This window comes from Streptomyces sp. B3I8, assembly GCF_030816915.1.
Lineage (GTDB): Bacteria > Actinomycetota > Actinomycetes > Streptomycetales > Streptomycetaceae > Streptomyces.
Window position 1 is genome coordinate 37,886 of sequence record NZ_JAUSYN010000002.1, and the last position, 21,371, is coordinate 59,256.

At 72.3% G+C, this 21,371-nt stretch carries 12 protein-coding genes and 1 pseudogene; 9 read left to right on the top strand and 4 right to left on the bottom strand.

Annotation, left to right across the window (positions count from 1 at the left end; all coding sequences use genetic code 11):
- Nucleotide 1: 1 nt before the first annotated feature.
- Nucleotides 2-826 (top strand): annotated as a pseudogene (locus QFZ64_RS02450) (fumarylacetoacetate hydrolase family protein); the annotation flags it as partial.
- An 88-nt stretch (nt 827-914) separates the two neighbouring features.
- Here QFZ64_RS02450 and QFZ64_RS02455 read toward each other — a convergent pair.
- Nucleotides 915-2,168, bottom strand: a complete 1,254-nt coding sequence (locus QFZ64_RS02455) for a low temperature requirement protein A (RefSeq protein ID WP_307061822.1) — start codon at nt 2,166-2,168, stop codon at nt 915-917.
- Nucleotides 2,169-2,212: 44 nt separating this feature from the next.
- Between QFZ64_RS02455 and QFZ64_RS02460 the strand changes: the two genes are divergently transcribed.
- Both QFZ64_RS02460 and QFZ64_RS02465 read left to right on the top strand, forming a co-directional pair.
- Nucleotides 2,213-2,533, top strand: a complete 321-nt coding sequence (locus QFZ64_RS02460) for a peptidase inhibitor family I36 protein (RefSeq protein WP_307061825.1) — start codon at nt 2,213-2,215, stop codon at nt 2,531-2,533.
- Nucleotides 2,534-2,658: 125 nt separating this feature from the next.
- Entirely contained in the window at nt 2,659-3,096 is a 438-nt protein-coding gene (locus QFZ64_RS02465; RefSeq protein ID WP_307061826.1) for a VOC family protein, read from the top strand.
- A 70-nt stretch (nt 3,097-3,166) separates the two neighbouring features.
- Here the strand turns inward: QFZ64_RS02465 and QFZ64_RS02470 are convergent, their stop codons facing one another.
- Entirely contained in the window at nt 3,167-3,829 is a 663-nt protein-coding gene (locus QFZ64_RS02470; protein ID WP_307061828.1) for a TetR/AcrR family transcriptional regulator, read from the bottom strand.
- 79 nt (nt 3,830-3,908) lie between these two features.
- On the opposite strand from QFZ64_RS02470, the gene QFZ64_RS02475 reads away from it, so the two are divergent.
- The gene (locus QFZ64_RS02475; protein WP_307071539.1) at nt 3,909-5,408 is read left to right on the top strand and encodes an FAD-dependent monooxygenase; all 1,500 of its coding nucleotides are present in this window, start codon (nt 3,909-3,911) and stop codon (nt 5,406-5,408) included.
- A 79-nt stretch (nt 5,409-5,487) separates the two neighbouring features.
- Here the strand turns inward: QFZ64_RS02475 and QFZ64_RS02480 are convergent, their stop codons facing one another.
- Nucleotides 5,488-6,606 (bottom strand): metallophosphoesterase, encoded by a 1,119-nt coding sequence (locus QFZ64_RS02480; protein WP_373430718.1) that lies wholly within the window; start codon nt 6,604-6,606, stop codon nt 5,488-5,490.
- A gap of 395 nt (nt 6,607-7,001) precedes the next feature.
- On the opposite strand from QFZ64_RS02480, the gene QFZ64_RS02485 reads away from it, so the two are divergent.
- Together QFZ64_RS02485 and QFZ64_RS02490 are read left to right on the top strand one after the other, a co-directional pair.
- Nucleotides 7,002-9,002: a sigma-70 family RNA polymerase sigma factor gene (locus QFZ64_RS02485; RefSeq protein ID WP_307061832.1), complete on the top strand. Its 2,001-nt coding sequence runs from the start codon at nt 7,002-7,004 to the stop codon at nt 9,000-9,002.
- A gap of 167 nt (nt 9,003-9,169) precedes the next feature.
- On the top strand, nt 9,170-10,375 hold the full coding sequence (locus QFZ64_RS02490) for a PP2C family protein-serine/threonine phosphatase (RefSeq protein WP_307061834.1): 1,206 nt from the start codon (nt 9,170-9,172) through the stop codon (nt 10,373-10,375).
- A gap of 6 nt (nt 10,376-10,381) precedes the next feature.
- Here the strand turns inward: QFZ64_RS02490 and QFZ64_RS02495 are convergent, their stop codons facing one another.
- Nucleotides 10,382-11,110, bottom strand: coding sequence for an SDR family oxidoreductase (locus QFZ64_RS02495; protein WP_307061837.1), 729 nt, complete (start codon nt 11,108-11,110; stop codon nt 10,382-10,384).
- A 142-nt stretch (nt 11,111-11,252) separates the two neighbouring features.
- On the opposite strand from QFZ64_RS02495, the gene QFZ64_RS02500 reads away from it, so the two are divergent.
- From QFZ64_RS02500 to QFZ64_RS02510, 3 genes are all read left to right on the top strand, one after another.
- Entirely contained in the window at nt 11,253-11,453 is a 201-nt protein-coding gene (locus QFZ64_RS02500) for a hypothetical protein (protein ID WP_307061839.1), read from the top strand.
- 58 nt (nt 11,454-11,511) lie between these two features.
- On the top strand, nt 11,512-12,504 hold the full coding sequence (locus QFZ64_RS02505) for an LD-carboxypeptidase (RefSeq protein ID WP_307061840.1): 993 nt from the start codon (nt 11,512-11,514) through the stop codon (nt 12,502-12,504).
- A 295-nt stretch (nt 12,505-12,799) separates the two neighbouring features.
- Entirely contained in the window at nt 12,800-21,316 is an 8,517-nt protein-coding gene (locus QFZ64_RS02510) for a hypothetical protein (RefSeq protein WP_307061842.1), read from the top strand.
- Nucleotides 21,317-21,371: the final 55 nt, after the last annotated feature.

The following is a 21,371-nucleotide window of genomic DNA, read 5'->3' on the forward strand; positions in this document are numbered from 1 at the left end:
GATGAAGTTCGCACGGATCGGGGAGGCCGGTCGGGAGATACCGGTCGCCGTCGCCGACGACCACTACCTCGACCTGTCGGCCCTCACGGACGACATCGACGGGGCCTTTCTCTCGCAGTCCCTGGACAGCGCCGCCGCAGCGGTGCGGGCCGGCGGCCTGCCGCGCATCGCGCGGGAGGGACAGCGGGTCGGCGCACCGATCGCCAGGCCGTCCGCGGTCGTCTGCGTCGGGATGAACTACGCGGCCCACGCCGCCGAGTCGGGGGCCGAGCCGCCCGAGGACCTGGTGGTGTTCCTCAAGACGCCCAACACCGTGACCGGCCCGGACGACGATCTCCTCATCCCGCCGGGCAGTGTGCGTACCGACTGGGAGGTGGAGCTCGGCGTGGTGATCGGGCGGCGGGCGAGCTACCTCGGCTCGCCGGCCGAGGCCCTCGGTCATGTCGCCGGGTACACGCTGGTCAACGACGTCTCGGAGCGCGAGTGGCAGATCGAGCGGTCCGGGGGCCAGTGGGGCAAGGGCAAGTCGTTCCCCGGCTTCTGTCCCGTCGGCCCCTGGCTCGTCACGGCCGACGAGATCGACCCGGACGACCTGCGGCTGCGCAGTTGGGTGAACGGCGCCCCGCGCCAGGACTCCCGCACCTCCGACATGATCTTCGACGTCGCCCAGATCGTGTGGCGGCTGAGCCAGTTCCTGGTCCTGGAACCGGGCGACCTCGTCATGACCGGCACCCCCGAGGGTGTCGCCCTGTCGGGCCGCTTCCCGTATCTGCGTGCCGGGGACGTCGTCGAGGTGGCCATCGACGGGCTCGGGCGGCAGCGCCAAGTGGCCAGGTGACCGGCTGAGCGGACGTCAGGCCCGCTGTGCCGCCGTGCCCTGGTGTTCGGCGCGCCGTCGCGCTGCCGCCGCGGAGTCAGCGCGGGGAGTTCTCCGCCTCCTCGGTCCGGTGCGGTTCCGTCGCCTGCGTCTCCCGGGTCCACCACGCGAACCAGCCGAGGGCGGCCACCAGAGCCCATACCGAGGCGACCGGACGGTGGTCCGCCCCGTAGGTGAGGCCGAGCGCGGCGCACAGGGCCAGGGCGGGGAGGGCGGCGGTGAGCAGGCGCGTCGGGCGGCCGGGACGCGTCCGGTGTGTCAGCGCGGTGGCGACGAGGAGGTACGCGCCCGACGCGGACGCCATCAGCCAGGCCGCCTGTTGCGGGAGCCGGCCGTCGACGTGTTCCACGGTCACCCCGAGGGCGGCGGCGAGGGCCGCGAGCGCGCCGGTGACCACGCAGTGCAGCGCCAGCAGGAGGCGGGCCGGGGGTGCGTCGTTCCCCAGGCCGGGGATGCCGCCGCGGCCGCGGCGCAGGGAGAGCGACCAGAGCAGCACCAGCAGCAGGAAGGCGCCGGACAGGACGGCGAAGAAGCGCGCGTCCCACTCGGCCCCCGAACCGGCGTCGACGAGTTGGACGACGCCCTCGCCGAGCACGATGAGGGTGAACAGGCCGAGCCGCTCGGCCAGATGCTCGGTGTCGGTGCGGGCGAGGGTCACCGTCCCTTCCCTTCCCGGTGTCCCGTCGCCGGTCTCGCCGAACAGCGCGTGCCGCAGGCTCAGGTGCTCGCGCTGCTCCTGCAGGCGTTGCAGCAGGCGGCTCTGGGAGAGGGCGAAGGTGAAGTAGAGGTCCAGGGCGACACCGGCGGTCCAGAGCCAGGGGCGTGCCGGTCCGTCGACCCAGATGGAGACGAGCCAGGGGATCGCCCCCACCCTGAGGGACACCGTCGGCCAGTCGAGCAGGATCTCACGACGGTCGCGGAAGGCGGTGCGGCCGAGGAAGCGCGTGGCGGTGTAGGCGACGGCGAACGCCGTGCCCTTCCCTCCCTCCTGCACGCCGGGCACGGCCGCCGCCATCACCGTCAGGCCGAACATGCCCGCGAGGAGCCTGCGGACGTGGGTGTTCTCCTTGGCGACGTTGCCGTACAGGGTCAGGAAGAGCCAGTTCGTCCAGAACGCCAGGAACAGCACGACGTACAGGCCGACGTCGTGCCATCCGGGCTCGCCGTGCAGCAGGTGAGCCAGCTGCGCGACACCGGCGACGGCGACGAGGTCGAAGAAGAGCTCCAGCCAGGAGGCATGCCGCTCGGGGGACGCCTCGGCCGCGGGGACGTTCGTCGGTGCTCGGGTCACCGCAGCAGGCTACTGGGGGCCCGTCGCATGAGAATCCGAGACGGTTGCGGCGTCAACTATGCGCACACAACCCGCACTCGGGTCCCCTGCCCGCCGGGCCGTCGTCCGCGACGTACACCTGCGGCTACGGGCACTTCTGTGCCTACAGCGGCCCGAACTTCACCGGTGACGTCATCGACATGTACCAGTGCGCCGAGTACAGCATCCCGTGGTCGGGGCACGGCTCGTGGATCAACAACCAGACCACGGGCACCGTCGCGCAGTTCCGCAGCGACGACCACGTCAACCGGTGGCACGACACCGGTGCGTACGACTCCGACGACGACGCCGACTGGTCGTGGGTGTGGTACGTGCGGAACTGCTGACGTCCGCTCGTACGCCGGGAGAGCCGTACCGGCGGGGAACGGCCGTCGTTCCGGTCGGGCCCGTCGCGCATGGCGGCTCTCCCGCTCGACGGAAGGAACCCGCCGGAAGGACTAGCATGAGGCGCATGGGCATCAGACTCGAGAACGTCGGTATCGCCGTCCGTGACCTCGAGGCGGCGATCTCCTTCTTCACCGACCTCGGTCTGACCGTCCTCGGCCGTGACACGGTCAGCGGGGAGTGGACGGACACCGCTGTGGGCCTCGACGGCAATCACGCCAGGATCGCGATGCTCCAGACACCCGACGGTCACGGCCGCCTGGAGCTCTTCGAGTACCTCCACCCCGAGGCGATCGAGACGGAGCCCACGCGCCCCCACGAGATCGGCATGCATCGCGTCGCCTTCTCCGTCGACGACATCGACGCGGCCCTGGAGACGGCCGCGAGGCACGGATGCCACCCGCTGCGCGGCGTGGCGACCTATGAGGACATCTACAGGCTCACCTACCTCCGCGGCCCCAGCGGCATCCTCGTGATGCTCGCCGAGGAGCTGAAGAAGGGCTGAGGTTCCCGCCCGGCGGTACGGTGCCGGGCTCGTCGTGGCCGGCTGCGGCTGTGGCGGTGGCGTACGGGCTTCACAGGTGCCGCAGTCCCTCGATGAGGACACGCAGGCCGAAGTCGAAGTGCGTGTCGAAGTCCGCGCTCGTCAGGACGGGGAACGCGGCCGCCAGGCGGGGGTGGTCCCCGGCGGTCGCGGCGTCCCGCAGGCGTCCGACCGCTTCGGTGCCGCCGATGCCGTCGGACACCGCGGCCTGTTCCTCGAGGGTGTGGCCGAGGACGTAGTTGACCAGGGTCATGAAGGCGCGGGCCGCGTCCTCGTCGCCCAGGCCGGCCTCGTGCAGCGCGCCGAGGGCGGTCTCGGCGAAGGCCACCGTGTGCGGGCCGGTGGTGTGGGTGCCGCCGAAGACCCTGGCGCCGTCGCGGCGGGCGAGCAGGGCGCGGCGCAGGGCGTGGGCCGGCGCCGTCAGCCGGGCCGCCCAGTCGGCGTCCCCGGCGGGTCGCGACGGAGGTTGCGCGAGCGGTTGCAGCATGCGCTCGGCCATGGCCGTCAGCAGGTCCTGCTTGGTCGTGAAGTGCCGGTAGAGCGCGCCCGCCCGGACTCCCAGCCGGTCGGCGAGGCGACGCATCGTCAGCGCCTCCAGGCCGACGTCGTCCAGCAGTTCCAGCGCGGCGTCGACGGTCGAGGCGCGGTCCAGTCGTGCGGGCCGGCCCCTGCCCGCGGTTGACATCGAAGACATGACCCTCACTATAGTGAACGCCGTTCACGTGAACAACGTTCACTAAAGGGGAGTCGTCATGGCGGAAGCAGAAGCAGCAGTGGATGCAGAAGTGATCATCGCGGGGGCCGGGCCGACCGGCCTGCTGCTCGGCAGCGAGCTGGCCCTGGCCGGCGTACCGACCCGCATCGTGGAGCGGCGGCCACAACCCTCGCCGCACTCCCGTGCGCTGACGCTGCACCCGCGCAGCGTGGAGGTGATGGACATGCGCGGGCTGGCGCCGCGCTTCCTCGCCGCCGCGGGCACCACCGTGCCGGGTTACCACTTCGCGGTCCTGGACACCCGGCTCGACTTCCGGGCGCTGGACACCCGCCACGGGTACACCCTGTTGCTGCCCCAGCGCCGCACGGAGGCCCTGCTGGAGCAGCGGGCCCGGGAACTGGGCGTCCGGATCGACCGCGGGTACGAGGTGCGGGGCCTCGCCCAGGACGCGGCGGGCGTCGACGTCGTACTGCGTGACGGCGCGGGCCGGGACACGACCGCGCGGGCACGGTACGTCGTGGGGTGCGACGGCGGGCGCAGCACCGTGCGGCAGGCCGCCGGGATCGGCTTCCCCGGTACCGACGAGACGCTCACGGGGATGCTCGGCGACTTCGCGGTGTTCGACGCCCCGCCCGAGGCACATGAGGCGGGCCGGGCGGCGGGGGTCCTCGCGGTCCCGCTGGAGGACGGGCTCACCCGCGTCGTCTGTGTCGACCCCGCCCGCATGCGTGTGCCGTCCGGCGAGCCGGTCACCCTGGAGGAGTTCAGGGCCGCGCTGGTCCGGCTCTGCGGTCACGACCTCGGCGTCGCCGACCCGCGCCGGCTGTCCCGCTTCGGCAACGCCACGCGCCTGGCCGACCGTTACCGTGAGGGGCGCGTGCTGGTGGCGGGAGATGCCGCCCACGTCCACTTCCCGGCGGCCGGGCAGGGCCTCAACACCGGGTTGCAGGACGCGATGAACCTGGGGTGGAAGCTCGCCGCGGAGCTCGGGGGCTGGGCCGGCCCGGGGCTGCTGGACAGCTACGACGGCGAACGCCGGCCGGTGGGCCGCGCGGTCACCGAGAACACGGAGGTCCAGACGCTGCTCGGCGAGCTGCCGCTGGTGCCGGAGTACCGGCGGCCGGGGACGGCCCTGCGCGCGCTGTTCGACGAACTCCTGCGCATCGAGGGGGTCAACCGTCTCCTCGCCGAGCGTGTCTCCGGGATCGGCACGGCGTACGCGCCGCCCGCGGGGGCCGACCCGCTGGTGGGCCGCCGTATGCCGGACATCGCGCTCAGCACGGCGGAGTCGGGGGCCACGCGGGTCCACGAACTCCTCGTCCCGGGCCGCTTCGTACGGATCGCTCTCGCGGGCGACGAACGGCCCGCCGCCCGGGAGACGCACCCGCGCGTCACCGCGGTGGAGGCGGTCTCGTACGACGATCACGCCGTCCTTCGCGGGGTGTACGAGGTCCTGGTCCGCCCCGACGGCCATCTCGCCTGGGTCTCGCGCACGAGCGACCCGGAGGCGCGGGCGGCCGAGCGGAAGGCGGCGCTGGCCGACTGGGTGGGGGCGTGACGGCACCGCCGGTGTGTGAGGTCGCTCCGGAGTGTGCGGGATCGCCCTCAGGTGCTCGGGAGCACGGCAGGGCGAGTCCTCACGCGGGTGACCGCAGGACCAGCAGGCTGATCTCGCTCGGCGCGAAGATGCGGAACGGCGGTCCCCAGTAGCCCGCGCCGCGGCTCGTGTAGAGCTGGGTCCGGTCGCCGTGGCGGCTGAGGCCCTGTACCACCGGCTGGTCGAGCCGTACCAGGTAGTGGAAGGGCCACATCTGTCCGCCGTGGGTGTGGCCGGAGACCTGGAGGTCGATGCCGGCAGCCACCGCCTGGGCCACCTGCTTGGGCTGGTGGGCGACGAGCAGGACCGGCAGGCCGGGGTCGGCGCCGGCGAGCGCGGTGTCGTGGTCGGCGCTGTGTCCGGTCAGTCCGGAGGAGGCGGCGGTGCGGTCGTCCACGCCCGCGAGGACAAGCCGGTCGCCGCCGCGTTCGACGGTCAGATGGCGGTTGTGGAGCGCTTCCCAGCCGAGGCCGGTCATCAGGTCCAGCCAGCCCTGGGCCTCCCCGTGGTACTCGTGGTTGCCCGTGACGTACACCCTGGCCAGCCGGGCCCGGACGGTGCCCAGGGGGGCGACCTGTTCCCGGCGTGCGGCGATCGTGCCGTCGGCGATGTCGCCCGCGTGGCAGACGATGTCGGGTTCCAGGGCGTTGACGGCGTCGGCGACCCGTGCCGACCAGCGGGCCCGGTCGACGGGCCCGTAGTGGGTGTCGGCGAGGACGACCACGCGGGTCCCGTCCAGGCCCGGACCGAGGCGGGGGATCGTGACGTCGACCCGCCGGACCCTCGGCACCCGCATGGCCTCGACGTAACCCCACGTCAGCAGGGCCGCGGCGACGGCGAGGACCGCGAGGGAAACCGCCCTGGCCGTCCCCTGGCCCCCGGCCCCGGCGGCGGCCAGGAGCAGCCGCAGCACACCGCCGATGGCCGACCAGGCGAACAGCACCCAGATCACACCGAGGGTGGTGTCCGCCGTACGGGCCGCCCCGTCGAGCTGCCGCCGGCCGTGGCCCAGGACCATCGCCACCGGGAACGCCAGCTCGGCCGCCCCGCACACCACTCCGCCACCGACCACGACCGGGACCGGCCATCCGGCGCCGGACGCGAGGAGCACCCACCACGGCAGGAAGAACAGCCCGGTCAGCACGGTGAGCAGCACCAGTACCCGGACGACCGCCCCGCGCCGTCGGCCCGCCGGGGCCCGTGCCGCACCGTGCTCGTCGGCAGGGACATCGGCCGGGAGGTCGGAAACCCGGCCGTGCTCGGCGTCCCGGACGTCGGAGACCGCGGCGTGCTCTCCCCCGGCGTCCCCGGCCCGTTCGGCCCGCTCGGCCCGAATGTCCGTCACGCTCCCACCCCCAGCTATCTCGCCCGGCTCGTTCGCACTCCGACGCACTGTTCCATCCTCGCCCCTCGCGACCGCCACCGGCCCCCCTTCCGCACAACGGTCGGGCACGTGCGGATTTTTTTGTTGTTCCCGCCGCCGCGCCCCGTCTCCGACAGTGGGCCAGTAAGAATGCCCGCGGACGTCGGAAGAGGACGAGGGAGAGACGGTTCATGCCTACAGACCACGGGAGCGATCCCGGCACCGGCCTGGTGTCCGCCGCCTGCGCGGGCGATCCGCGGGCCGTCGAGGGGTTGGTGACGCAGTCCCTGCCGCTGGTCTACAACATCGTGGGCCGTGCGCTGGACGGGGGCCAGGACGTCGACGACGTCGTGCAGGAGACGCTGCTGCGCGTGGTGCGCGGCCTGGACGGGCTGGAGAATCCCTCGTCGTACCGATCGTGGATGGTGGCCATCACCGTGCGGCAGATACGGGACTGGATACGGGGACGCGTACAGGACCGGGAGGCCCGTGAACCCGTCGAACTGGCCGCGCGGTTCCCCGATCCCGCGTCCGACTTCGCCTCCCTGACCGTGCTCCGGCTGCAACTCGACAGCGACCGGCGGGAGGTGGCGGAGGCGACCCGCTGGCTGGACGAGGACCAGCGGGAGTTGCTGTCGCTGTGGTGGCTGGAGGAGACCGGGGAACTGGCGCGGGCGGAGGTGTGCGAGGCGCTCGGCCTGTCGGGCAGGCACACGGCCGTACGCGTCCAGCGGCTCAAGGAACAGCTCGATGTCGCCCGGACGGTGGTCCGGGTGCTCGCCGCGCGGCCGGCGTGCCCGGAGCTGTCCGGGCTGACCGAGGGGTGGGACGCGGTGCCCAGTCCCCTGTGGCGCAAGCGGATCGCGCGGCACACCCGCGGCTGCGCCCACTGCGGTACGCGGACGGACCGACTGGTTCCGGTGGGCCGGCTGCTGCTCGGCCTCCCGCTGCTCGTCCCGCCCCCCGGGCTGCGGCAGGCCGTGTGGGCGGCGATCGCACCGGCGCTGCCGGCCGCGGACACGCGGCCGGACGGTGTCACGGAGACGGGGGCGCCCGGGAGCGCGGGTCCGCGCCCCCGGGGCACGCACGCCGCCGGGCGGACGGCGTCCCGGCGCCGTGCGTCGCGGCGTGCCGGGCATGCCAGGACGGTCACCGCGGCGGTCGCGACGGCGACGGTCGTCCTCGGTGCCTTCGCCCTGGCCCACTACCGGGACACCGACCGCACGGTCTCGTCGCCGGCCGGCGCGCCGACGGCGAGCGGCGCGGGCACGACTGCCGGCGCGACCGCGAGTGCCTCGCCCTCCCCCGGCCCGTCGGCGAAGAACAAGGAGAAGAAGGGGAAGGAGAAGGACGAGAAGGGGGAGGGCGAGAAGAAGCCCGGGGCGTCGGCGTCGGCCGGTACCGCCCGTGCGTCGCGGGCGGCGGGGGGCGAGACCGCCGCGGACCCGGTGGTCTCCTCGCGCCGGAAGGGCGTCGGCGTGTGGTCCTTCCCCGGCATGTCCGACGCGCTGGGCCGTTCCGGGGCCGGCTGGTACTACACCTGGTCGACCGCGCACCCCGGCATCACGGCCTCCGGCGGCGCGGACTTCGTACCGATGGTCTGGGGCGCGAAGAGCGTCACCACGCAGGCCCTGGCGGAGGCGAAGGCTGCCGGCCCCTATCTGCTCGGCTTCAACGAGCCCGACATGAGCGCCCAGTCGAACATGACCGTCGACCAGGCCCTGGACCTGTGGCCGAAGCTGCAGGCCACCGGCGCCACGCTCGGCAGCCCCGCCGTGGCCTACGGCGGCGACCGGGCCGGGGGCTGGCTGGACCGCTTCATGAGCGGGGCGAAGCAGCGGGGGTACCGTGTGGACTTCGTCGCGCTGCACTGGTACGGCGGCGACTTCCGCACCGCGGCGGCCGTGGATCAGTTGCGCGGCTATCTGAGCGCCGTGTACGCGCGCTACCACAAGCCGATCTGGCTCACCGAGTTCGCCCTCATCGACTTCTCCCAGGGCACCCGCTACCCCACGGACACCGAGCAGGCGGCGTTCCTCACCTCGGCGACGAAAATGCTGGCCGGCCTTCCGTACGTGCGGCGCTACGCCTGGTTCGGCCTGGGCACCGACGACGCGGGGCCGGGCACCACGCTGTTCCGCTCCGGCTCCACGCTGACCGCGGAGGGCCGCGCGTTCCGCTCGGCCCCCTGAGCCGGCGCGCACGGCGCCGGGGCGGCCGGAGGGAGCAAGGCCCGTCGGCCGCCCCCGCCGCCCGGCGCCGGAGCGTATACCCGATCAGGACCAGTCGTAACGGGTCCGTGCCAGGTGACCTCGAAGGGAGCCGGGGAATATGTAACGGCAGCCGATGGGAGGGTGCCGTGGAGAATGCGGATGTCGAGCTGGGTGAGCTGCTCACCGCCGCGGAGGCGGCGCCTCCGGGCGAGTCCGTCGACGTGGTGGCGCGCGACCTGCAGAAGAGGTTCGGGGCGGAGCAGGTGTCCTTCCTGTTCGTCGACCTCGTCGGCCAGCAACTGGTGCGGCTGGCCGCGACAGGCGACAGCAACGGCACGGGCGACCGTGCCGAGCCGTTCGCGTTGCGGGGCAGCGTCTACGACGAGGTCCTGCGCAGCCAACACCAGTTCGTGGAACAGCTGGACCAGGGCGGACAGCGCGTCATCACGCCCGTCACCAACCGGGGCGACTGCCTCGGGGTGCTGGAGGTGACCCTGCAGCACGCCGACGAGGTCACGCTGCGGCAGATCGGCGAAGCGGCGCACGTGCTGGCGTACATCATCGTCACGGACCGCCGCTTCACCGACCTCTACCACCTGGGCCGGCGGACCACCCGGACCAGCCTGGCCGCCGAGATCCAGCACCAGCTCCTCCCCTCGGCCTCCTGCTGCGAGGCCGCCCAGTTCACCCTGGCGGCAGGGCTCGTCCCGGCCGACGACATCGGCGGCGACACCTACGACTACAGCCTCGACCACGACACGCTGCACCTGTCCATCACCGACGCCATGGGGCACGACACGGACTCCGCCCTGCTCGCCACGCTGCTGGTCGGCGCGCTGCGCCGGGCCCGCCGCAGTGGCTGCGACGCGCTGAAGCAGGCGTCGGAGGCCCACCAGGCCCTGTTGCGCCACGCCCGAGGCCTGGCCACCGGCCTCCTGCTGTGCGTCGACCTCGAGACGGGGGTCTGCGAGCTGGTCAACGCCGGGCACCCCTGGCCGCTGCGGCTGCGCGACGGCGCCGTCGAGGAGGTCAGGCTCGCCGTGAACCTCCCGTTCGGGGTGGCGGCACCCACCCCGTACCGGGTGCAGGAGCTGGGTCTGCGCCCCGGGGACCGGCTGGTCCTGGTCACCGACGGCATGCAGGACCGCGGCGCAGCGGCCGTGGATCTGGCCGCGCTCATCCGCGACACCCGTGCCCTGCACCCGCGGGAGACCGTCCGGGTCCTGACGGCCGCGGTGCTGGACGCCTGCCGGGGACAGCTCAGCGACGACGCGACCGTCATGGTCCTGGACTGGTACGGCACCCGGCGCGCGGAGCCGTCCGCCGACGGGGCCGGTTCCGCGCGCCGTTGAGGCCGGTCAGGCGAGCCAGTCGGTGTAGCGGGTGGTGGCGAGGTGGGCGTCCTTGTCGGTGAGGACGTCTCCCTCGACGGCCGCGAACATCCCGGCGGTGGGGTCGGTGACCACCGTGCGGTGGTCGCCCTTGTGGGACAGCGTGATGCGGCCCAGCTCGTCGAGGGGGAAGATGTCGGGGCCGCCGATGTTGTGGACGCCGTTCAGCGGGGCGCCCACGGCCACCTCCGCCACCGCGGCGGCCACGTCCTTGGCGGCGATCGGCTGGATCGGCGTGGCGGGCAGGCGGACGGTGTCCGCGTCGGCGGTCCAGGACAGCACGGCGTCCATGAACTCCATGAACTGTGTGGCCCTGACGATCGAGTAGGGGATCGGGCCGGCCTTGAGGATGTCCTCCTGGAGGACCTTGGCGCGGTAGTAGTCCAGCGCCGGGACCCGGTCCACCCCGACGATCGAGAGGATGACGGCGTGACCGACGCCGCCCTTGTGCGCGGCTGCCAGCAGGTTGTCCATGGACGTCCGGAAGAACGCCGGCGAGGCCTCGTCGAAGGTGGGCGAGTTGGTCAGGTTGACGACGACGTCGGCACCGGCGACGGCCTCCTCCAGCCCCTGCCCGCCGATGACGTCGACCCCGGTGGACTGCGAGTGCGGTACCGCCTCGTGTCCGGCGGCCCTCAGGTCCCGGACGACCTGCGAACCGATCAGTCCGGTCCCGCCGATGACTGCGATCTTCATGTGTACCTTCCCTCGAACGAACAGTGACCAGTGAGCAGTAACGATTACACAAAATTGGACATATCGAGCACGGAGTGTGCCCACCGCACGAGAAGGCGACAGAGTCGGCCCTCGCACACAGGGATGACCGGGAGCGCGGCCGATGTGTGACAGGAGAAGGAAAAGAATTCTGGACGACCAGGACCGCGAGGACCGCGAGGACCGCGAGGACCGCGAGGACCGCGAGGACCGCGAGGACCGCGAGGACCGCGAGGACCGCGAGGACCGCGAGGACCGCGAGGACCGCGAGGACGGAATACCGGCGGTGCGTGGTCGTGTTGCCCGCGCGTGTCGATCATCATGATCAGCATTGATCACATTGATTGACATCGACCGATATCGACCGAACAAGAGGAAACCCCATGCCTGCTGCGATCCTTCGACCCCGCGCGCTGCGTTCCGGCGACCTGGTGGTCGTCACCGCACCCTCGGGCCGGCTCGAACCGGGTGAGGAACCACTGCTCGCCCGTGGTGTGGCGATTCTCGAGCGGATGGGTTTCCGGGTGCGGGTCAGCCCGATGGTCGACCCGGCCCGGGGCCGCTGGTGGGCGTCGGGCACACCGTCGGAGCAGGCCGAGGAGCTCAACGCGCTGCTGCGGGACCCGGAGGTGCGGGCCGTCGTGGCGCACACCGGTGGGCAGGCGACCGTCGGCTATCTCGATCTGATCGACCTGGACGCGATCCGGGCCGATCCGAAACCGATCATCGGCTACAGCGACATCTCGCTGCTGCACATGGCGCTGCACTCCCGGACCGGCCTCGTCGGCTTCCACGCCGACATCGCCACACACGGCTTCGGCGGCGACTGGTACACGCTGGGCGACGCGGCCCGGCGCGCCGAACTCGTCGACCTCTACACCCGGGTGCTCACCAGGGCCGAGGCGCCGGGCGCGCTGCCGGCCAGGGAGGTCTGGGAGACCTGGCGGCCCGGCAGTGCCGAGGGCCGGCTGTTCGGCGGTCTGCTGAACCGGCTGATCCTGCTGCAGGCGACGCCGTTCGCCCCGGCCCCCGAGCGGTTCGAGGGCGCCGTGCTGTTCTGGGAGGAGTTGCAGCGGCCGGTCTCACGGATCTGGAACGACCTGCACACCCTGCGGCTGTCCGGCGTGCTGAACCGGATCGCCGCCATGGTGGTCGGCGTCCCGACCGAGGTCACACCCCACGAGGCCGGCGGACAGCGCGCGGAACTGCGCGACGTCGTCCTCGACGTCCTGGGCGGACGTGACATCCCGGTGCTCGCCCAGGTCGACTTCGGCCATACCACGCCGAACCTCCCACTGCCCCTCGGCGTCCGCGCCCGCGTCGACGCGGACAACCGCACGCTGACCCTGCTCGAACCGGCGGTCACGAAGGGCTGACCTCCGCGCGGCGCGGGAGGGGCGCCGGCCGGCGTACATCCGTGCGGCGCGCCTCAGATATTGAAGGCGGTGTGGCGGTCATGTTTCAGTGTGGCCGCCATGTTTCTCCGGCATGAAATCGAAAGAGGAAATTCAGGCATTAACCGCAGAGTGACTCCGTCCTGTTCCGCACTCCGCCGGCGGCCGCATTAGGGTCGTGGCAGCCCCGCACCAGGAAATCCCCAAAAAGGGGCGGGTGCCGGTCGGGCACGGAGGGCGGAAGCGCGATGGTCGGCAAGAACTCGGAATGCGCCCGATGAGCATCCAGGTTTCGCCGCAGCTGAACAATCTGTTGTTCGTGCTGATCGGCGAGAAGATGCTCCAGGCCGACGAGGACATGGCCTACGCCAACGGCGCGCCGTACGGGCGGCTGGCCCGGCGCATGCGGGATCTGTCGGACGTCATCGGGACGACCGCCGGGGGCGTGGGCCGGTCCCTGCCCCCGAAGGTCGGGGCCGACTATGTGCGCGCGATGCACATGTTCCTCGACGACGGCGGCGTCAACTACCTGCACGACTTCGCCAGGCAGCTCGACGACCTGGAGAAGGCCCGCACGCAGTCCTCCATGGACATCATGGAGGCGAAGTGGCAGATCATCGCCGAGCTGATCACGCTGCTCATCGAGCTGGCCGTCATCGCGGCGCTGTCGATCTTCACCGGCGGCAGCGCCTCCAGCCAGGCCGCCGTGGCGAAGGCGCGCAGCCGGGTCGCCATCCTCACGGTGCTGCAATGGCTGTTCAAGCGCAGCCATGCGCTGCCCAGCCTCTCGGAGATGTTCGAGGAGGCGTTCCAGGCATTCGCGGTGCGCCTGGGCATGATGCTGGGCGCGCCCAAGGGCCGCAGGCCGGACGGGTTCGACTGGAACCGGATCATCCAGGACGGTGTCTTCGGCGCGTTCACCGGACTGTTCCACGGGTTCCTCAACGACATCCTCAAAGGCCTGAAGAACAACTTCAAGAACCTCACGGACAACAAGAACCTGTTCAAGGAGATCGGCGGCGACGGCAGCAAGGTCAACCACAAATACAACGACAGTTCCAACAACCACACACCCGGTCCGAAACCGAATCCGAAGCCGAAACCGAGACCGAGACCGACGCCACGGCCCGCTCCGAAACCCACTCCCACTCCCGGCCCGATACCGAAGGCGACACCGAGTCCGGTCGACCGGTTCCGGCACGAGCTGGGCGAGGACCTCACGCACTTCCTTTCCGAGGGCGGCGCGGAGGCACTCGGCGGGCTGGCGACGGCGGCGATCTTCCACTTCCCCATCGAGGGCCTGTCGACCTTCCTCGGCGGCGGCCTCAGCGCGGTGAGCGAACGCCATCTCGGTCAGGGCGCGTCCGCGTTCGGCGGCAAGTTCGACATCCACCTGCCGCCCGCCCCCACGGTCGGTGTCTACGCGGCCCCTCCCGCGGGCGGGGCCGACGATCGGGGCGGTCCCGTCGGCGTCGGCGGAACCGACGGAACGGGCCCCGGGGCGGAGCCCGAGGTGTTACCCGCGACCGACGAGTTCACCCGGGAGCGTGTGATCGTCCCGGACGGTGTGCAGCAGCCCGCCACGTCGCGTGCGGAGGTCTCCCGCATCCTCAACCGTGTGCTCCGTGATCCGCGGATCGCCGAGAACGTCCTGAACAGCGGCGTCCGCGTGGTCGTCGTACCCCGTGACACCCGCCTCACCGACCTTCCGGAGTTCGCGCACCTCACTGACATGCCGGAGCACACGCACCCCGGTGGCACCCGCACCGCGGACACCTTGCGCGCGCTGACCGATCCCGTGCGGCGGATCGTCGCCGTGCCTGAGGAGAATCTCCTCGGCGAGGTGACCACGGTGGACCGCGACGGTCACTTCCCCGACGGCTACTCGGCCGTGACGCACGAGCTCGGGCACCTCGTCCATCTGTGGGGTCTCGACGACGGCCGACGGGCACTGGTCGACGCCCTGCACGCGGCCAAGCTGCGGCAGGGCACGGCGGTCCAGTGGCCCGACGGCCCGCGCTTGAACCTCCGGGGTGTGGAGACCGAGAACTACTCCTCGCGCAGTCCGGCTGAATACTTCGCCCAGCTCACCAACGCCTACCTGGGGACCAACACGGGCCACGACCCTTTCACGGGGCAGCTCCGCAACAACGGCACGGACGCCGTGCGGACGCACGAGCCGGCGCAGGCCCACGCCCTCATGCGGTCCCTCTACGGGGCGCGTCCCCCGGCGCTGATCACCAACCCCGTCGCCGTCACCCGACGGGTCAACGAGATGTACGAGGCCCTGGACGACTTCCACCGGTTGATCGAGGGCGGGGCGGAGCGGGACGTCCCGTCGGACGCCGGTGACCCCCAAATCCCCATGGTGAGTGCCCCGTTGATACCCGTCGTGACGGTTACGCCGCCACTCGACGAACTGCCCACCATCGTCGTCACGCCGCCCGCCGAGGACGTGCCGAGCGTGCCTTTCAGCACGGTCGCACCACCCCCCGGCACACTGCCCACCATCGTCGTCACACCTCCCACCGACAACGAGCCGGGCACCCCTGTCCCGGTGGAGGAGACGACGCCGCGCACGGAGCCGGTCGTGGAACCAGAACGGGACTCCGAGCCGAAGCCGGAGTCCGGGCCCGAAGCAGTGCCTGAACCCGACCCCGTGTCCGGGCAACACCCTCGGACCGCATCCGGAACCGAATCCGGATCCGATTCCGAACCGGCCCCGGAGCCAGAGCCAGAGCAACACCCCCACACCGACACCGAACCCGAACCGGTCCCCGAGCCCCAACCCGTGCCTCCTCTCGAACCCGGCCCCGAGCCCGAACCCGGCCCCACCCCCGTGGCTCCCCCCGAAGGCGACGAGCCCCGTCCCGGAGAGGCCGTGACGACCTTCGGTACCCGTCGCGACGGCGCGCAGGCGCTTGCCAACATCACGCCCGTGCCGGAACACGTCGTGGAGTGGCTCCGGGAGCGGGCCGTCGCGACCGCCGAGGACGGCACGGCGGAGGACACCGGCTTCCGTGAGGCCGTGCGCACCACGCTGACGGCACGGTTGCTCACCGCCGAGTGGCCGCGGCTGTTCAGCGACGCGGGTCTTCCCCTGAACGTCACCTTGCGGGGGCAGCGTTACCCGGTTTCACTGCGTCTCCAGCTCTCCTTCATCGGGCCCGCACCACAGCGGGTGGAGCCCATGCCCGACGGACCGCCCGTGGGCATCCAGCGGTGGGCATTCGGCATCCACGACGACGGCGACACCTCGGGGGCAGGCGATCTGCGCGCGCTGAACCTCACCTTCAGCCGGCCCTGGACGGTCAGGCACGGCGCGCTGAGCAGCATCACGTTCTCGCCGCAGATCAACATGACCTGGAACCAGCTCACCACCACCACGACGACCGGACGCACGGTGCAGCCGATGGTCCTGTGGCGCAGCAAGGGCCGTTCGCTGCCGTTCGACTTCGCCATGACATGGCAGATCCGCCGTAACACGGGCACCTCGCGGGACGTACTCGCCGGCACCGGGCAGCCGGAGTGGCAGGAGGTCGGGGAGACCCCGGCACCGCCCCCGGCACCCGATGCGCCGAGGACCGAGTCCCCGCTCACCGTATGGTTCCCCACCTACCTGGCCAACGCTCCCGAACCCGGGGACGACCGGCCTCGCGAGGAACCGGCCGAACCAGTCGCACCGTCCGAGTCGTCCGAGTCGTCCGAGTCGTCCGAGCCGTCCGAGCCGTCCGAGCCGTCCGAGGAGGAGAAGCAGAGGCAGCGGGAGGCGGAGAAGTCCCGGCCCGCTCCCCTCGACCGCCTGCTCGACGAACTTCCCCTGTTCGGGCCGGAGTCGCTCGTGCACCACGACGGGATGTTCGCCGATCTGCTGGAGGCCTTCCCCGATCTCACGACGCTGTCGGAGCGGTCCGTGGACGAGCTGTTCGAGTTCGTGAAGGAGGGCAATCAGCGCAGTAACCTGCCCCAGTCGTGGGCCGGTTCGGTGGCCTCGCCGACGCTGTACTCGGCATCGGGAGCCGCGATCGGTTACCTCAGGTTCTCCGCCGCCCTGAGCGGCGGGGACACCGTGACCGGGCCGGTGAGCGCGTCGTCCGTACTGGAGTCCTACGTCCTGCGCTCCGTCCGTATGCAGGGGACGTCGCAGATCGCCAACTCCCTGGGGCTCACCCTGCCGTTGCGGTTCGGGCTGTCGTCCGGTGCTCCCGATCCCGTGACCGGTGCGGATCCGCTGGGCGGTTCGGTCAGCGGACAGATCGGTGCCTCCCACCAGTTCGCCCACACCCTGACCTCGGCGGGCAGCGCGCGCCTCGCGCACTCCCTGCGCACGGGCGATCCGCTGCTGCCGGTCCGTCCCGACCTGGCGCTGCACGTCACCCTCGTCCGCCCCGACAGCGCACCGGTCCGTGCCGCCTCCGGTTCGCGGCTGGGCAGGGGCGAGGGATACGCGCTGAACATGCGCGTCCCTTCCGTGCACACGCTGGGCAGGGAGCCGGAGGAGACGCGGTATCTGCCGCGGGAGGTGCTGCACCTGACGCAGTTGGGTGTGTCGACGACACCGCTCCAGGTCAGCGGTACCGATCCGCTCTTCGACCAGGCGGAGACGTGGCTGCGGGACAACGGCTATCTGCCGCCGGACCGGCCGCAGCCGCGTCTGTGGGACCACGTCACCGAGGAGGCGCTGCGCGTGCAGCGCCTCAACAACCGGCGCAAGCTGGACCGGATGCGGTCCCGGCTGGCGCTGCGCGGCGCCCTGGACGAGATGATCGAGGGCGGCGACGCGATCACCTTCGAACTGCCGACCCCGCACGGCACGCGTCGCGCGACGGTACGGCTGAGGACCGGGCGCCGCTACGACGACACGGCGGGCGGGCGGGGCTCCGACAACGACGGGGTGGTCCATGAGCGTTCGCTGCCCGGGGTGCAGACGCTGAACTACGTCGGGTCCACGCTCGCGGGCGACGAGCAGTTCCAGCGAACGCCCTTCGGCTGGAACGCCGGCGGCGGCGCCTCGGTGACCAACCCCTTCGGCGCGCGGGGCGACCAGGGGTTGCAGGAGTGGGGCGCGCGGTACACGTACAGCAGGGCGGAGTCGGCGACGGCCGGTTCGAGCGCGGGGACGGGTCACGAGTACTACATGCTCAGCCCCACCGCCAACGGCACCCAGGTCTTCTCGGTGCCCGTGACCCACACCATGACGATCAGCGACAGCCACGCCGAGGGGCTCGCCCCCGAGCCGGAGGACGGCACGGTCCGGCTCGCCGTGCCGACCGACCGCACGTCCACGACACCGCACACCGGGGCCCGTCCGACACGAGCCGTCGTGCGCGACGTGGAGGACGCGGACATCCGGAAGCTGGCCGGACCGGGCGCCGGGCACACGTACCACGGCGGTGTGCTGCGGCTGCCGGAGACCGCCCTCCTCGACCGGGTGCCGGGCAGCGCGGAGCTGCGCGAGGTGGTCCCGGGGATGCTCGACGAGCTCGACGAGGAGGCCGCACGCCAGGAGGAACGGGCGCTGCGCGCACGCGAACCGATGCCGGGCGCCTTCCCGGACGACATCGATCTGGAGGCTCAGAACGTCGATCCGACGGCCCCCGACACGGAGAGCCGCGATGTCGAGGTCCTCGCGGGAGCCGTCGCCGAACCCGCCGATGCCGACCGCGACGGCACGGCCCCGGTGACCGACTCGGCCCCGCCCCGCCGCGGTCTGATGTGGGATCTGCTCTCCGGCACCGGCTCCTGGCTGGGCGGGCAGACGGCAGGGGCGGCGCGGTGGGCGTGGCGCACCGCATTCGGCGAGCCGGCGACGCGCGAAGAGTCGTCGGCCCGCGCGGTCTTCGACACGGCCTTCTCGCCGCAGCACGTGGCGGGCAATGCCCTGCGGGTGTTCCGTGACTCGTACGTGGTGGAGAGCGCCGGCACCCCGGGCGTGGTGACCGGCACGGACTATCTCGTCGAGGTCGAGGGCTACCTCACGGACGTGGAGCTGCTGCCCGAGGGCGCACCGATGGACGCCGAGCGGTGGCTGCAGTCCGTCGACGCGTCCGCGTTCACCTCGGGGGTGAACTCCTCCCATCAGGTCGCCCTCTCGGCGTCCGACCGGTACGGCTCGCAGGACGGCGCCTTCACCCCGTCCGGGAGTTACACCTACCGGCGCTCCGGCGGACGGAGCGTCACCGCCAACGACATCGCCGGGGTCTTCCGGGTCACCGTGGAGGACACCACGCCCGTGTACCGGTTCACCGCGAAGGCACATCTGGTCGTCACCGTGCGGCGCGGCCGTCGCAACGCCGCGTCCGGAACCTTCCACCCCGCCCCCGGTGTCAGCGGCAGGAAGGTCGTCGAGCCGGACGGGACACTGGAGTTCCTGCTGGTCGACAACGACCTGCAGAACCATCCCGAACTGGCCGACCTGGCCCGGCGGGCGGGGCGCAGCCCGCTCGGCGCGAACCGCCCCGACCGGCTGCTGCCGTCCCCTTACGTCTCGAGCGGTGGCGTGCTCGGTTACGGGGCGGCCAGTGACGTCGTCCTCGGGGGCGGGCGCAAGGCATTCACCGAGCGGGTGCGCCGGCTGGTGGAGCGCGAGGCGCCCGGCACGACCGAGCCGGGCCATGCCGCCCATCTGCCCGGGGTGCTGTCGCGGATCAACGAGCACGGCACGTCCCTCGGGCTGCGCGCGCTGGTCAACGCCGGGCCGCGCGGGCACACCGCCTTCCACTTCGTGCACCGGTCCTGGCTGGGCCCCCGCCTTGTGGAGGTGGCACTGGTCGCCCGGCCGGCCCGCGGCACCCGGCTCGCCGGACTGCGCGGCAAGCCGGTCACGCGCTCCTCGGGCATGGACAACGTGTTCGGTCACTCGCGGGGCGCCGGCACGGCACTCGACGTGCCCGGTGCCACCCGCGTGGCGCGCAGCACCGGGAACAGTCACGAGCTGGCCTTCTCCCCCGCCGGGCAGCACGGCGACCACCGGTTCCGGCCGACCGCGAGCGTGGCCCGCCGCACCACATGGCAGGACGCCCAGCTCTCCAGCCGTGAACTGCGGTCGTGGCAGCGGACGTTCGGCAACACGGCCGAGTTCCGCGTGCCGTACGAGTACGTCGTGACGGTGCGTTCCTGGCCGTTGGACGGCGCGCTGATCGGCAAGCTGATCGGTTCGCTCGGCGACGGCCTCGCCTCCCTCACGGCTCCGGTGGCCGGTCTGGCCGTTCTCTCCTCCGGTGCCCTGTCCGGACTGCCCTGGGCACCGGCGCGCACGGGCGTCGAACCGGCGGAGGTGTTCCTCCGCTTCAACTCCTCGGAGACGACGGGTGAGAGCCCCGCGCTCACCGGCGGTCCGGGCCTGTTCACCTCGGACCCGAGGATCGCGCCGCCGCAGGCCGCGCCGGGGGACACCGTCATCGACATGGAACTGCCGCCCGGCCTGCGGGAGCTGCTCGACGGGGACCACTGGGTGCCGTCCCGGCCCTTCCAGGTGTACGACTTCGCGGGCATCGACCGGCTGGGCGAGGCGCTGCGCGTGGTGGACCCCTCGCTGCGGCAGGACCTGAACCCGCGCACCACCAGGTCCGCCGAGGGCATGTTCATCCGTCTGACCAGCCTGGCCGCCGACGGCAGACTGACGCTCCTGGACGCCGCGGCCACCGCACCGTACCTGGGCGACCGGGGCGGCGACCGCACCTCCGTGTCGGTGCGGCTGTACGCACCGCGTGCCGAAGTGACGACGAAGGACACCGCCATCGACCGGATCGAGCTCTCCGCGGACGGGTTCCAGACGCAGGCGGACACGGTCGTCACCACCGGCGCCACCTTCGAGTACTCCGGCGGCCCGGGCCCGCGCGGCGGGGTGTCCGTCCCGCTGGGCGGCGAACACGCGTCGGCCGGCCAGACCGCGACCGCGTCCAGTCAGCGCCGCGAACTGCTGCGTTTCGGCACACCCATGGAGAATGCCAAGGGCCAGGGCATGGACGGTCACCGGGTGCGGGCCGTGGCCGTACTGGAGGTGCGTGGACCGGGCGGCGTCCGGTGGGTCACCGGTGACATCCTGTTCCGCACCACCGAAGCCCCACCGGGAACCGGGGCCACCGTCGGCGGAACGAGCACCGTGGCCACCCGGGCGACCGCGGCCACCGAAGTCTCCGAAGCCGCCGGGGTTCCCGTTCTCACTCCCGCCCCGCCGGCCGGTGCGTACGACACGAGCCGCCCCGTCCCCCGGTACGGCGGCGGGCAGCGGCTGCTGACCGCCCACCAGTGGGCACGGCTCGACAGCACCGGTGTGACACCCCGGGACGTGCTCGGGGACGGCGACTGCTTCTTCCGTGCCGTCCTGGAGGTCGCGGGGCCGCACGTACGCGGCAGGCTCGGCCTGGCGGAGTCCGACGGGCCCGGCGCCGTCATCGAGAGGATGCGCGCGGCGACCGCCGCCGAACTGGCCGGCCACCCCGGGCGGTACGCCGACCACATCGGCGGCCTCGGCACGGACACGACGGTGGCGCGGCTCGCGGCGGCCATCCGGACCCGGGGCGACCACACGGGTCCGGCGGGTGACGTGACTTTGTGGGTCGCCGCGGAACTCCTCGGCCTGCGCCTGCGCCTCGTCACCCCGACGTACGAGATCACGACGGGCCCCGAGGACGGAGTGCCGGTCACCCTCGTCCAGGTCACCGACGGCCCGCCGCACTTCCTCGCGGGTATCCCGGGCGGCCCGGTGACGGAGCCGGACACCGTGTCCGCGTCTCTGGCGGAATCGGCGTACGAGATCCTGACCGAACCACTCCGGGACCCGGTGGGCTGAGGTGGCGGATCCCTCACTCGTGCGGGCCGCCCGGTCCTTCCTCGGTCCGCGGGAC